We start from the raw sequence: 12,775 nt of genomic DNA, 5'->3' as shown, positions 1-12,775 counted from the left end.
CCGGGGCGCGTAACGGGTGGGAGTCGCGTGGCACCCCTGCGTGCGCGGTGTGCAGACCGTCCGGGGCGCCCCCGTGCCTCGGTCTCCCCAACTAGGCTCGTCCCCATGGAGATTCTGGGTGCCACGCTGCGCGTCTGCGTCGACGACATCGAGACCGCGATCCCCTTCTACGAGCGGCTGGCGGGCGGCAGCGCCCTCCGGTTCGAACGCGGCGGCGTCCAGGTGGCGGCGGTGGGCTGCTTCCTACTGATGAGCGGACCTCCGGCCGAGCTGGACGTGCTGCGCAAGGTTGCGGCGACGATCGCGGTGAAGGACGTGGAGGAGGCCCACCGCGTGCTGACCGAGTCGGGCGCCGAGGTCGTCGCGGGCCCCGTCCCCACGCCGGTGGGCCGCAACCTCATCGCACGGCATCCTGACGGAGCGGTCTACGAGTACGTGGACCGCCGCGCCTGAGGCCGGGCGCCCGGTTCAGGCGGGCGCGAACGCGGACACCACCGTGTCCGCCAGCAGCGCGCCCGCCGTCGCGTCCGGGTCGAGGTCGGGGTCGTAGATGGTGACGGTGAGGCCGGCGCACTGCGGGGAGGCGAGCAACGGGCGCAGCAGCTCGACGAGTTCGTCCGGTTCGAGGCCGTCCGGGTCGGGGCTGTCCACGGCGGGCATGACCGACGGGTCGAGGACGTCGGCGTCCAGGTGCACCCAGAAGCCGTCGAGCCCTGGGGCGGCGAAGGACTGGGCGGTGGCGCGGGCGAGCGCGTCGGCGCCCCAGGCGCGCAGGTCGCCGACGGTGACGGCGGGGATCCTCAGCGCGGCGAGTTCGGCGCGCTCCTCCTCGAAGTAGTCGCGGACGCCGAGGAACCGCACGTCCTCGTCGCGCAGATAGGGCCTCAGGCCCTCCAGGTCGGTCAGGTCCTCCTGCCCACGCCCGGTGGCCAGCGCGACCTCCTCGCCGCCGGCCGCGCCGACGGCGTCGCTGTTGCCGGGGTGCCGGAAGTCCGGGGAGGCGTCCACCGCGGCCAGGCCGTACCGGCCGACGCGGCGCAGCGCGAGCGAGGCGCCGAGCTGGACGGAGCAGTCGCCGCCCAGGACGACGGGCAGGTCTCCGGCGCGCACGTGGTGTTCGACGCGGTCGGCCAACCGACGGGTGTAGGCGGCCAGCGCCGCCGCGTTGAAGACCCCGTCGCCCTCCCGCCAGTCGCCCCGGTCGTACCGGGGCGCCACCACCACACCACCCTCCGCGGCCCCGAGTCGTTGCACGATCCGCTGGTCGCGCAGTGCGCCGGCGAGCTTGTGGCAGCCGGGCACGGTACCGCGTGCAGGCGGACGCAGGCCCAGGTTGGAGGGGGCGTCCACCACGACGATTCTCCGCATGCGGATCATCCTCGCCGACGGGTGTTCGACGTTCAACGACTTTGTGGGCGGCCGGGTGTCACCATCTCCCCTGTGATCGCCCAGCGTTGGTGGTCGCGCCAGGCCCCGTCGATGAAGAGCATCTTCGGCGAGAAACCCTCCAGGCGGAATCCGCAGGCGCGGGCCAGGGCGATGGAGGCGGCGTTGCCGGGCTGGACGTTGATCTCCAGCCGGTGCAGCCCCATCGGGCCGAATGCGTATCGCACGACGAGGTCCAGCCCCTCGCGCATCAGCCCCCGCCCGGCGGCGTGCGCGAAGGCGCCGTAGCCGAGCGCGCCGTTCTGGAAGCCGCCCCGGACGATGTTGTTGATGTTGATGAAGCCGGCGACGGCGCCGTCGGCGGCCTTCTCGCACACCAGGAATCCGGCCTTGGCCGGATCGTCGATCAGCCGCCCCGCGTAGGCGGCGTACGCCCCGGCGCTGTCGGGCGGGAACAGCCACGGGTGGTGCAGGTCCTTGCTCTCCCGGGCGCGGGCGGTGAACTCGGCGCCGTCCGCGCGGGTGAAGTGGCGTATCCCCACGCGGGGACCTTCGGCGAGGTAGTCGGATGCGGGGTGCGGCACCCTGCCCAGCCTACGACGGCCCGGCCCGGCGCACCGCCCGTGGCCTCGGTACGGCCGTGGCGCCGCGGGAACGGCGGGAGCCGCGCCGGGTGCCGGCTCCGCGAACCACTGCGACGGCCCGGGGCAGAGCCGTCGCAGTGGTCCTCAGCGCGGCGGTGCGCATCCGGTCGGCGGACGACGAGCCCCAGGCCGTTGCCGCGCGCGAACACCTGGTGGAACCTGGATCCGTCCTGGACGGCGGTGGCCCGATCCACCCCCGGGGCGGCGGGCCGGCGGCCGCGTCAGTACGACGCCGTGCGGCCTTCGTAGATCCTGGCTCCGCTGTCCCACATCCCCTTGGCGAACGAGGACACGTTCGCGTCGTTCACCATCCTCGTGTAGCAGCCGCTGCCCCCCTGGGGCACCCAGCAGGTGTACTCCTTGCCGTCGCTGTTCCGGTGAACGGTGGCGTACGGCGTGAACTGGTCGCGCGTGTCGTACCCGGCGTGCGAGATGCGGGCCCACGCCGCCCGGCAGCTGGGGCTGTACCGCAGTTCCACGTAGGCCTGGCCGAGCCAGACGCCGGACACGGGCGTCGTCGCGTCGCTCGCGCAGTACTGGGACGGGTCCTTCCCCTCACAGCCCGACGCGTAGCAGCCCCCGGTTGCCGCGGCGGCGGCCGGCGTGCCCGATGCGGCGGTCAGTCCACCGGCCGCCAGTGCGGCGGCGGCGAGGACCGTGATGGTGCGTGTCTGGAAGCGCAAGCTGCCTCTCCTTGCTCTCGGATGGTTCCCCTGTGCAGGAGCCGTCCGCGGCGGACGGCTCCTGGCGGCGGCGGCCTCGTGGACGGGGCCGTGAGGTGTTGCGTGCGTCGCGGTACCGGGCGTCCCGGCGACGCCCCCCGTAACGCCCCGGGAATCCCTCGTGGTCCTCGCGTGTACGCTCCCTCTCGGCCCCGTCGGCCACCGGACCGCGGGCCACCAGCCTGCCGGACCGGGCCTGCATCCGTGACGGTCCGCGCGACGATTCGAGCAGGTTCGAAGGAACGGGCCCGGGCGGCAGGACCGGACAGCGGGAGGGTCATGATCGAGCTCACCGTGGACGCCGCCGGGCTGGCCCGTTCCCGCTTCGCCGTCTCGCCGTTGCACGAGGTCGTCGCGACGCTGCTGCCCTGGGGTCTGCGACCGGCCCCGGACGCCGATCCGTGGGTCGCCCGCGCGCGGCGCGTGCTGCGCCGGGCCCGGCTGCCGCTGCTGGCCGAACTGGCCCTGGAGGGCGGTGGGTACGTGCCCGACTTCCTCAGCCCGCATCCCGTCGGGCCCTCCCCGTCCGTCGACGAGGAGGTGGAGCGGATCCGGCGCACCCCTCCCGCGCGTGTCCTGGCCGAACTGGAGGCGTTGCGCGACGGGAGGCCGTGCAACGGCCTGCCGGGTTCGCAGCTGCCGCCGGCCGTGCGGCGGGCCATGGCGCGGGGCGGTGCGCACGTGGCCCGACAGGCGGCGGACGAGGTACGGCGCTACTGGGATCTGGCGTTCGCGCCGCACTGGGAGGCCGCCAGGGCCGTGCTCGACGCGGAGGTCGACCGGTGCGCGGGCGTGCTGGCCCGGCACGGAGCGGCCCGGCTGTTCAACTCCCTGCACCCCGACATCCGGTGGGCGGAGGGCACCCTGCACGTCGAGAGCGGACTGCGCATCGCACTGCCCGTGCCCCTGGTCGTCGTGCTGCCGTCACTCGTCGCTCCGCGGCCGGGCGTGGCCGTGGACCCGACGCGAGCCGGGGACCGGCCACCGATGCTCGTCTATCCCGTGCGGGGCAAGGCCGTTGCCGAGGCGATCGCACCGGCCGCACCCTCCGCCGAGATGGCCCAGCTGCTCGGCCCCACCCGGGCCGGGCTGCTCGCCGCGCTGGCGGAGCCGGCCTCCACGGCCCAGCTGGCCGCACGTCACTTCCTCAGTCCGGCCACGGTTTCGTACCACCTCGGCGTACTGCACCGGGCCGGTCTCGTGTGCCGTGCCCGGTCCGGCCGAACGGTGCTCTACCGCCGTACGCCGGAGGGGACCCGGCTGGCCAGGAGCCGGTAGGCGGGACGTGGGGCCGACTCATGGGCCGGCCCGTGGCTCACAGCAACGCCGGCTCGTCCAGGGTCAACGTCCCCGCCGTCGAGTCGAGCTCCGCGGGGACGCCGAAGGGGACGGTCAGTGCCCCGTCGCAGTGCCCGAACCCGAACTGCTCGGCCACCGGCACGCCCAGATCGCCGAGCCGGTCGGCGAGCATCGCCCGCACCCCGTCGTACGGCTCGCAGGCCGCCCAGGACCCGAGCAGCAGCCCGCCGACCCCGTCGAGCCAGCCGGCCCGCAGCAGCTGGGTGAGGTATCGGTCGAGCCGGTAGGTCTCCTCCCCCACGTCCTCCAGGCAGAGCAGCCCGCCGCGTGCCGAGGGCCTGGCGTGCGGGGTGCCGAGCTCGGCGGCGAGCAGGCAGAGGCAGCCGCCGAGCGTGACGCCGCGCGCCCGCCCGGGGACGAGTGCCGTGCCGCCGGAGGCGAGGGTGGTGACCGTCTCCGGGGCGAAGAGGGTGGCCCGGAGGTGGTCCTGCGCCCGTGCGTTCTTCACGAAGTCGACGCCCGCAGCCATCGGTCCGTGCAGCGTGACGAGACCGAGCCGCATCGCGAACGCCTCGTGCAGGGCGGTGATGTCACTGAAGCCGACGAAGACCTTCGGCCCGGCGGCCCGCATCGCCGTCCAGTCCAGCAGGTCGGCGATGCGCTGCGCGCCGTAGCCGCCCCGCGCGCAGATCACCGCGTCCACGGCCGGGTCGCACCACGCCGCCCGGAGGTCGGCGGCCCGGTCGGCGTCCGTGCCCGCGAGGTAGCCGAACTCGGCGTGCCGGTCGAGGACATGCGGGGCCACGACCGGTTCGAGGTCCCAGCCGCGCAGCACGTCCAGCCCGGCCTGGAGCCGTTCCTCGGGCACCGGCCCGCTGGGCGCGACGACGGCGACCCGGGCGCCGGGCGCCAGCCGGGCCGGCCGCCGCAGGGGCGCGACGGCGCTGCCGGTCCCGGTCACCCGGTCAGCTCCAGGGCCGGGACGTTCGGCGGATGCAGCCCGAACACCTGCGCGTACAGGGACAGTTCGGCCTCCAGGGCGCGCACCACGGTCTCGGCACGCCGGAAGCCGTGCCCTTCCCCCTCGAAGGCGAGGTACGCGTGCGGCACCCCCCGTCCTGCGAGGCGGGACAGGAACCGCTCGCACTGCGCGGGCGGGCAGATCACGTCGTCCAGGCCCTGGAGCAGCAGGAACGGCACGGTGAGCCGGTCGGCGTGCGCCGTGGGCGAGCGTTCCTCGTACCGGACGGGGACCTCGGCGCGCGGGCCGATCAGACTCTCCAGGTACCGCGACTCGAAGTCGTGGGTCTCCCCCGGGCCCCAGCCGGCGAGGTCGAGCACCGGGTAGAGGATCGTGCCGCAGGCGTAGACGTCGGTCGTCGTGAGGGAGACGGCCGTGGTCCAGCCGCCGGCGCTGCCGCCGCACACGGCGAGCCGGTCCCGGTCGGCGGTGCCCTCGTCGGCGAGGGCCAGGGCGACGGCGGCACAGTCCTCGACGTCGACCACGCCCCACTGCTCGCGCAGCCGCTCACGGTAGGCGCGCCCGTACCCGGTGGAGCCGCCGTAGTTCACCTCGGCGACACCGATCCCGCGCGAGGTGAAGTAGGCGATCTCCAGGTCGAGCACCAGCGGCACCCGGCTGGTCGGGCCGCCGTGTGCCCGGATCACGTAGGGCGGCAGCCGGTCGCCGGGAGCGACGCAGCCGGGGTGGTGCGGCGGGTACACGTGGGCGTGGATCTCGCGGCCGTCCGGACCGGTGAAGGTGCGGATCTGCGGTTCCGGGTAGTACGCGGGGTCGACGGCGTCCCGGTGCTCGGCGCCGATCACCCGGGCCCGGCCGGTGCGGGTGTCCAGCTCGACGACCTCGTGGGCGCTGCGCGGGCTGGCGCCGACGGCGACGACCCGCTCGCCGAGCGCCGCGAGCGTGGGCGCGAACTCGGTCCAGGGGCCGGCGGCGTCCACGACCTCGCCGGTCTCGGGATCCAGGATGCCGAGCGCTGTGGCCCCCCGGCCGTGCACGACGGCGATCAGCCCGCTGTCGAGCGGGGCGAACCAGCGCCACCCCAGCTTCCACAGCGGCCCGCCGAACTCCTCCTCGCGCGGGCAGACCGCCTCCCCGTCGCGGTAGATGTTCCACCAGCCGGTGCGGTCGCTGCTGTACAGCAGCCGGCCGTCGGGGGTCCAGTCGACCTGGGCGATGGACTCCTCGGGGCCGCCCGCGACGGTGCGGGCGCCGTGCAGGGTGCCGTCGGGGGCCACCTCGGCGACCAGCAGTTCGGTGCCGTCCCAGGGCATGCGCGGGTGGTCCCAGGCCAGCCAGGCCGCGCGGCTGCCGTCGGGCGAGAGGCTCGGCCCGGTGACGAACCGATGCCGCTCACCGGTGAGTTCCCGAACGGCCGCCCGGTCCCGCGCGGCGGAGCCGTCCAGCGGTACGGCGGCCAGGACGCGGCGCACGTCGCCCGGCCCCGCGCCGGTGAACTCCTCCAGCACGCACCACACCTCGCCCCGCTCCGGCAGCAGCACCGGCTCCGCCCAGCGCAGGCCCTGCCCGACCGGGGACACGGGCGTGAGCGGGCGCGGCTCGTCGCCCGGCTCGTACCGGTACAGGCGCTGGTCGGCGAAGTTCACGAAGACCACGAGCGGCCCGCCGTCGCGCACCGTGCCGGCCCAGGGCCGGCCGCCGTACTCGATGACCCGGCTGCGCACGTTCCACGGCGCGGCCAGGACCGTCTCCTCGGTTCCGTCGGCGTGCCGGCGCACGAGGGCGCGGCGGCCGCCCTCGGCGGGCCGGGGCTCGGTCCACCACACCTCCGCCCCGACGAAGCCGGGGAACTCGGGGCTGCCGTCGTGGGCCGCGGCCGTCGCCGCGTCGATGGGCGAGGGCCACTCGCCGTACGCCAGGGTCCGCACTGTCTCCCCCATGTCGTTCAGGCCGTCCGCAGGAACCGGTCGAGGACCCGGACTCCGAAGTGGAGCGCCTCGACCGGGACGCGCTCGTCGACTCCGTGGAAGAGGGCCTGGTGGTCGAGGCCCTCCGGCAGCTTCAGCGGCGCGAATCCGTAGCCGGTGATGCCGAGGCGGGAGAACTGCTTGGCGTCGGTGCCGCCGGACATGCAGTACGGCACCACGTGCCCCTCGGGTGCGAACTCCTCGACGGCGGCGCGCATCCGCCGGTACGTCGGCGAGTCCACGGGCGCCTGGAGGGCGACCTCGCGGTGCTGGAACTCCCAGTCCACGTCCGGCCCGGTGAGCCGGTCGAGGGTGGCGCGGAACTCGTCCTCGGCTCCCGCCAGGTACCGTCCGTCGACGTACGCCACGGCCTCGCCCGGAATCACGTTGACCTTGTAACCGGCGTCCAGCATGGTCGGGTTGGCGCTGTTGCGGACGGTGTGCTCGACGATCCGCGCGGCGGGGCCGAGCTTGTCGAGCAGCGCGTCCACGTCGGACAGGTCCGTCTCGATGCCGTAGAGGGCGGCGAGTTCGGTCAGCGCGGCCCGCACGGTGGGGGTCAGCCGCAGCGGCCACTCGTGCTCGCCGATGCGGGTGACCGCGGCGGCCAGGCGGGTCACCGCGTTGTCCCGGTTGACCTTGGAGCCGTGCCCGGCGCGCCCGCGCGCGGTGAGCTTGAGCCAGGCGGTGCCGCGCTCACCGGCGGCGACCGGGTAGATCTGCCGTCCGTCGCCGTCGTGGAAGGTGAAGGCCCCCGACTCGCCGACGGCCTCGGTGCAGCCCTCGAACAGGCCGGGGTGCCGGTCTGCGAGGAATCCGGAGCCGTCCTCGGCGCTGGCCTCCTCGTCGGCGGTGAAGGCGATCACGATGTCCCGCCGGGGGCGCACGCCCAGGCGCCCCCAGGCGCGGACCACGGCCAGGATCATCGCGTCCATGTTCTTCATGTCGACCGCGCCGCGCCCCCAGACGACCCCGTCGCGCACCTCGCCGGAGAAGGGGTGCACGCTCCAGTCGGCGGCCTCGGCGGGTACGACGTCCAGATGCCCGTGCAGCAGCAGCGCGTCGGCCGACGGATCACTGCCCTCGATGCGGGCGACGACGTTGGTCCGGCCCGGGGTGCGCTCGAGGAGGACCGGCTCGATCCCCGCCCCGGCGAGCCGCGCCGCGGCGTACTCGGCGGCGGGCCGCTCCCGGCAGTCGCCGCCGCCCCGGTTGGTGGTGTCGATCCGGATGAGGTCCGAGGTGAACGCGACGACCTCGTCCAGCGCCCGCTCGTCAGCCATACTGCTCCTCCATGGCGGCCGAGGCGATCGTGGTGACCGCCTTGAAGGTGCGGATCCCCTCGTACATGGTCCCGCTCGTGTACGCCACCTTCCGCTCGCCGATCCGGTCCACACCCGGCACGACGGTGGCTGCCATCGCCAGGTGCTCGGCGTCGAACTCGACCGCGAGGGTGAACGGCCCACCGTGCGACGGTTCCTGACGCACCGCCAGGGCGGCCGCCTCCCGGGCCGCGGCGCGGATCTCCGCGGCCGTTCTGACCGGGGTGCGGCACACGGCCGCGTACCGCGACACATGGTCCTTGACGGCGACCTTCAGCGCCTCGGGTGCGTAGCCGAGGGCGTCCTCGCAGGCGATGTCGTCACCGGTGACCAGGACGACCGGCACACCGTACTCGGCGGCGACGTGCGCGTTCAGCAGCCCCTCGCTGGCCCGCACGTCGTTCAGCCAGACACCGGTGATGGCGTTGGCGAGGTAGGTGTGCGCGAGCACGCCCTCCATGCCGGCGCCCGCGTGGTAGCCGACGAACGCGACACCGTCCACGTCCCCGTGCTGCACACCCTCCACCATGGACAACGACTTGTGCCGCCCGGTGAGCATCTGAGCCCGCTCGTCCAGCTGCTCGAGCAGCAGATTGCGCATCGTCCAGTGGGCCTCGTTGATCAGCACCTCGTCGGCCCCGCCCGCGAAGAAGCCCAGCACGGCGGCGTTGACGTCCGAGGTGAACAGGGAGCGGCACCGCTCCCACTGCGGCGTCCCCGGCAGCACGTCGGCCGGCCAGGTGACGCCCGTGGCGCCCTCCATGTCGGCGCTGATGAGGATCTTCATGAGGCGTCACGTTACGCGTCGCGGCGGTGCGCGGCCACGGAGCGGCGGAAACGTCCGTCACCGGGACGGCCGGACGGGAGTCGCCGAGGACGGCCGGTGACCGCGCCGTGCGCCACCACCGGGCCCGGGACACCCGCTGCGCCACCACCGGAGCCCGGGACACCCGGTGCGCCATCACCTGCACCCGGGTCACCCGGTGCTGCGCCCGGCCACCACCCAGGTCGACGGCAGCTCGATCCGCACGCCGTCCGGGGTGCGGTCGGTGGTGAACAGGGGCATGGCGCCGCTCGCCAGGACGGTCAGACCGGCCGCGGCCAGGAACTCGGGGACGGCCGCGTCGGCCACCTCGCCGGGGGCTATGCCGTGCCGGAGGACCGGGGCGAGCTTGGGCGGCGGGCCGGCGGGGCCGGCCGCGAGGGCCTTGAGGGCGGAGCCGGCGGCCTCGGAGAGCTCGACCAGGAAGGCCCGGCCGCGCTCCCCCAGGAGGGTGGCGATGCCGTTCACCAGCGGCTGCCGGTCGGCGGGCTCGCACTGGTGCAGGACGCCCCGCAGGTAGACGTTGGCGTCACCGAGCTCCGCGTGCAGGGCCTGCACCTCGCCCTCCTCGGCGGCGTCCAGCTGGCGGTACGTCACCTGCCCGGCCGGGTCGGCGGTCCGGGCGTGGTCGAGTGCGGCGGCCGAGAGGTCGGCGCCGAGGACGTGCGGGAAGCGGTCGGCGAGGAAGCGGGTCTGGGTGCCGTTGCCGCAGCCGACGTCCACGAGCGGCAGGCCGGGCTCGGTCAGGTGCGGTTCGAACAGCGCGAGATGGCGGGCCACGGTCAGAGGGGGCTCGGCGTCCCAGAGGACGGCTCCCTGCTCGTCCGGCGCCTCGCGCCAGAAGCTCTCCCATGCCTCCCGGTACCGACTGGTCACGCTCATGCCCAACTCCCCAGGGTGCGCGGCGAACCCGCCCGCGTGACGGGCCAGTACGGTCTACCGCGCACACCGGCGCGCGGACAAGAACGCGACACGTTCCTTCACGCGCCGTCCCGCAAGCCGCGCGCCCCCTCACTCCCCCTTGACGGGGCGGACCGGCAGCGGCCACCGGGTTCAGCGGCGGGGCAGGGTCAGCTCGAACCAGACGGTCTTGCCGGTGTTCGTGCGGCTCGTCCCCCACTCCCGCGCGAGGGTGCTGACCACGCGCAGTCCCCGCCCGGACTCGTCCGTCGGGCGGGCGTCGAGCAGGGTCGGCAGATCGTGGTCGGCGTCGTCCACCTCGCACAGCAGCGTGTCGCCGCGGACCAGGCGCAGGTCGACGGGCCGGTCGTGGCAGTGCCGTACGGCGTTGGTGACGACCTCGCTGACCAGGAGTCCGGCGGTGTCGGCGAGCCGGTCCAGTCCCCACGCGTGCAGCTGCTCGCGCACGGCCGCGCGGGCCCGGCCCACCTCGGCCGGCCCGGGGGCGAGCCGCCACTCGGCGACGTGGTCGGGCTCGATGCCGCCCAGACGGGCCATGAGCAGCGCCACGTCGTCCCTGCGGCCGCCGCGCGTGTTGAGGGCGCGGACGATCGTGTCGCAGGCGTCGTCCATGGAGGCGGCCGGGTGAGCGGCGGACGCGCACAGCGTGGCGAGCCCGACCCCGATGTCCTGGCCGCGTATCTCGACCAGCCCGTCGGTGCACATCACCAGCCGGTCACCGGGCTCCACGCGCACCCGTACCGCCTCGAAGGGCACCCCGCCGACCCCGATGGGAGCGCCGGTGGGCAGGTCGAGCAGTTCGCTGCGCCCGTCGGCGGCGCGGACCAGGACGGGCGGGACGTGTCCGGCGTTGGCGAGGTGCAGTTCGCTCGCAATGGGGTCGTAGACGGCGTACAGGCAGGTCGCGAGGTAGGTGTCGCCGAGGCGCCGGGCGAGGCCGTCGAGGGTGCGCAGCAGCTGCGCGGGCGGCAGGTCCAGCCCGGCCATGGTCTGCACGGCGGTGCGCAACTGTCCCATCATGGCCGCGGAGTTCAGGCCGTGGCCCATGACGTCGCCGACGACGAGGGCGGTGCGGGCGCCGGGCAGTTTCACGGCGTCGAACCAGTCCCCGCCGACCCGGCCCAGCAGTGTGCCGGGCAGGTAGCGGGTGGCGATGTCGCAGCCCGCCATGCGCGGCGGGATGTGCGGCAGCATGCTGTCCTGGAGGGTCTCGGCGACGTTCTCCTGGTACGTGTACATACGCGCGTTGTCGAGCACCAGCCCCGCCCGGGCGGCGAGTTCGGCGCCGGTGACACGGTCCATGTCGTTGAAGACGGGCCGCTCCGGGTGGCGCAGCAGGATCATGAAGCCGAGCACGGCGTTGCGGGCCTTGAGCGGCACCACGAGCATGGAGCGGCCGGTGATCAGCGGCCGGATGTCGCGCTTGTCGAACTGCGAGGCGATGGCGTGGCCCGCCTCCTCGGTGATGCGCGGCACCAGCACGGGTTCGCCGGTGGTCATGCACTGGAAGAACGGCGTGTGCGCGGGGAAGGGCATGGCCTCGCCGACGGGTACCACGTCGTCCCAGCGGCCGGGTTCGTCGGTGTGCTCCAGCGCGACCCGGTGCCACATGGTGGTGGTGTCCGGCACGCCCTCGTCGAACCCCTCGCCGGCGACGACCTGTTCGCGCAGATAGGTGCCGGCGACGTCGGTGAAGCGGGGCACCACGGCCCTGCTGACCTCGACGACGGTCCGGGCGAGGTCGAGGGAGGTGCCGATCCGGGAGCTGACCTCGTTGAGGAACTCCAGGCGTTCGCGGACGGCGGCGTACTCGAGGTCCTCACCGTCGTCCGGGAGGCCCTCCGGCACCGGTTCCCCGGCCGCGGCCGCGCGCGCCGCCCGTTCCCGGCGCGCCCTGCGCTCCGCGCGCCGGGGCACGCCCCAGTCGGGGGTGACGGGCACCCGGTCGTTCCGGCTGAACTCCAGGACCGGATAGCCGAGTTCGAGCACCTGCGCGACGATGCGGGCGCTCTCGTCGACGCTCATGCCGGGCAGGATCTCCGGGAGCCGGCGCGCGAGGTCCTCGGCGCCCGGGAAGTCGGTGTGCAGCGCGAATCCGGGCGCGATCCGCTCGACCGGGCCGATGCGGTGTCCCGGCGCCGGGCCGCACGGGGCGTGCGCCCCGGTCTCCCGCCCGGTCGCGGCGTCCTCGGCCCCGTACGCCGTCGGCCCGGACCCCGTCGGCCCGTCCGTGTGGACGGCGGCCGCGTCGGCGGCCAGCACCAGCAGGCGCTCCCGGCCGGGGCCCACCAGCGGGTAGGCCCACCAGAGCACGTCCAGGCGCCCGGGGCCGGCCCCGGCGAGGCGGGCGCGGCCCGCGGTGGGACAGGACGGCCCCTGGTCGAGGGAGAGCTCGGGATCGGCTCCGGGACCGCCTCCGACCGCGTACGTCCCGTACGGGGCGGTCTCCCGGTCGTCGGTCAGGGCTCCGGAGACGGGCAGGAGGTCGGTGGCGGGACGGCCGATCGCGTCGTCCCTGGCGAGCCCGAACAGGCGCCGCGCGCCGGTGCTCCAGTGGGAGACCAGACCCTCGCGGCCCACCACGACGACGGCCAGCGGGATCCGGCCGGCCCCCGCCCCCGCGATCCCCGTGCCGTCCCCGGCCCCGTGGCCCGGAGGTGCGTCCCTGTCGGTGCCACGGTCCATGGCCCAGGCCCTCTCTCCCCCATG

General features: G+C 74.8%; 11 protein-coding genes. 2 read left to right on the top strand and 9 right to left on the bottom strand.

Translation table 11 applies throughout. The features are described 5' to 3' along the window. The first annotated feature begins 105 nt into the window (after positions 1-105). The gene (locus ACFYOV_RS10370; protein ID WP_389085317.1) at positions 106-453 is read left to right on the top strand and encodes a VOC family protein; all 348 of its coding nucleotides are present in this window, start codon (positions 106-108) and stop codon (positions 451-453) included. Between the two features lie 15 nt (positions 454-468). On the opposite strand, the gene ACFYOV_RS10365 is transcribed toward ACFYOV_RS10370, so the two are convergent. The 3 genes from ACFYOV_RS10365 to ACFYOV_RS10355 all read right to left on the bottom strand — a co-directional run bounded on the left by ACFYOV_RS10365 (position 469) and on the right by ACFYOV_RS10355 (position 2,713). Then, positions 469-1,368 (bottom strand): arginase family protein, encoded by a 900-nt coding sequence (locus tag ACFYOV_RS10365; RefSeq protein WP_389085315.1) that lies wholly within the window; start codon positions 1,366-1,368, stop codon positions 469-471. Between the two features lie 32 nt (positions 1,369-1,400). Further along, positions 1,401-1,970: a GNAT family N-acetyltransferase gene (locus tag ACFYOV_RS10360; protein WP_389085313.1), complete on the bottom strand. Its 570-nt coding sequence runs from the start codon at positions 1,968-1,970 to the stop codon at positions 1,401-1,403. A gap of 281 nt (positions 1,971-2,251) precedes the next feature. Beyond that, the gene (locus ACFYOV_RS10355; RefSeq protein ID WP_389085310.1) at positions 2,252-2,713 is read right to left on the bottom strand and encodes a DUF2690 domain-containing protein; all 462 of its coding nucleotides are present in this window, start codon (positions 2,711-2,713) and stop codon (positions 2,252-2,254) included. 318 nt (positions 2,714-3,031) lie between these two features. Here ACFYOV_RS10355 and ACFYOV_RS10350 point away from each other — a divergent pair, with 318 nt between their 5' ends. Beyond that, complete coding sequence (locus tag ACFYOV_RS10350; RefSeq protein WP_389085308.1) at positions 3,032-4,030, top strand: ArsR/SmtB family transcription factor; 999 nt, start codon at positions 3,032-3,034, stop codon at positions 4,028-4,030. A 37-nt stretch (positions 4,031-4,067) separates the two neighbouring features. On the opposite strand, the gene ACFYOV_RS10345 is transcribed toward ACFYOV_RS10350, so the two are convergent. The 6 genes from ACFYOV_RS10345 to ACFYOV_RS10320 all read right to left on the bottom strand — a co-directional run bounded on the left by ACFYOV_RS10345 (position 4,068) and on the right by ACFYOV_RS10320 (position 12,751). Further along, a complete protein-coding gene (locus ACFYOV_RS10345) occupies positions 4,068-5,012 on the bottom strand; it encodes an LD-carboxypeptidase (protein ID WP_389085305.1) in 945 nt (314 codons plus the stop codon). Further along, positions 5,009-6,973, bottom strand: coding sequence for a prolyl oligopeptidase family serine peptidase (locus tag ACFYOV_RS10340; protein ID WP_389085303.1), 1,965 nt, complete (start codon positions 6,971-6,973; stop codon positions 5,009-5,011). Before ACFYOV_RS10340 ends, ACFYOV_RS10345 begins: the two co-directional genes overlap by 4 nt. Positions 6,974-6,978: 5 nt before the next feature. Continuing rightward, positions 6,979-8,283, bottom strand: coding sequence for a M20/M25/M40 family metallo-hydrolase (locus ACFYOV_RS10335; protein ID WP_389085300.1), 1,305 nt, complete (start codon positions 8,281-8,283; stop codon positions 6,979-6,981). Continuing rightward, on the bottom strand, positions 8,276-9,109 hold the full coding sequence (locus tag ACFYOV_RS10330; RefSeq protein ID WP_389085298.1) for a M55 family metallopeptidase: 834 nt from the start codon (positions 9,107-9,109) through the stop codon (positions 8,276-8,278). The genes ACFYOV_RS10335 and ACFYOV_RS10330 overlap by 8 nt, the downstream gene beginning before the upstream one ends. Before the next feature lie 189 nt (positions 9,110-9,298). After that, positions 9,299-10,027 (bottom strand): class I SAM-dependent methyltransferase, encoded by a 729-nt coding sequence (locus ACFYOV_RS10325; protein WP_389085295.1) that lies wholly within the window; start codon positions 10,025-10,027, stop codon positions 9,299-9,301. Between the two features lie 171 nt (positions 10,028-10,198). Next, positions 10,199-12,751, bottom strand: a complete 2,553-nt coding sequence (locus tag ACFYOV_RS10320) for a SpoIIE family protein phosphatase (protein ID WP_389085293.1) — start codon at positions 12,749-12,751, stop codon at positions 10,199-10,201. Between the last annotated feature and the right edge of the window lie 24 nt (positions 12,752-12,775).

This window comes from Streptomyces sp. NPDC005931 (genome assembly GCF_042871235.1).
In the GTDB taxonomy this organism is placed as follows: Bacteria; Actinomycetota; Actinomycetes; order Streptomycetales; family Streptomycetaceae; genus Streptomyces.
Note: the sequence above shows the minus strand (reverse complement) of the source record. Positions and strands in the feature narration are given on the sequence as shown.

Coding starts and splice junctions, on each gene's coding strand:
- ACFYOV_RS10340 (WP_389085303.1), bottom strand. CDS start 6,973: ATGGGGGAGACAGTGCGGACCCTGGCGTACGGCGAGTGGCCCTCGCCC.
- ACFYOV_RS10320 (WP_389085293.1), bottom strand. CDS start 12,751: ATGGACCGTGGCACCGACAGGGACGCACCTCCGGGCCACGGGGCCGGG.
- ACFYOV_RS10330 (WP_389085298.1), bottom strand. CDS start 9,109: ATGAAGATCCTCATCAGCGCCGACATGGAGGGCGCCACGGGCGTCACC.
- ACFYOV_RS10350 (WP_389085308.1), top strand. CDS start 3,032: ATGATCGAGCTCACCGTGGACGCCGCCGGGCTGGCCCGTTCCCGCTTC.
- ACFYOV_RS10335 (WP_389085300.1), bottom strand. CDS start 8,283: ATGGCTGACGAGCGGGCGCTGGACGAGGTCGTCGCGTTCACCTCGGAC.
- ACFYOV_RS10370 (WP_389085317.1), top strand. CDS start 106: ATGGAGATTCTGGGTGCCACGCTGCGCGTCTGCGTCGACGACATCGAG.
- ACFYOV_RS10325 (WP_389085295.1), bottom strand. CDS start 10,027: ATGAGCGTGACCAGTCGGTACCGGGAGGCATGGGAGAGCTTCTGGCGC.
- ACFYOV_RS10365 (WP_389085315.1), bottom strand. CDS start 1,368: ATGCGGAGAATCGTCGTGGTGGACGCCCCCTCCAACCTGGGCCTGCGT.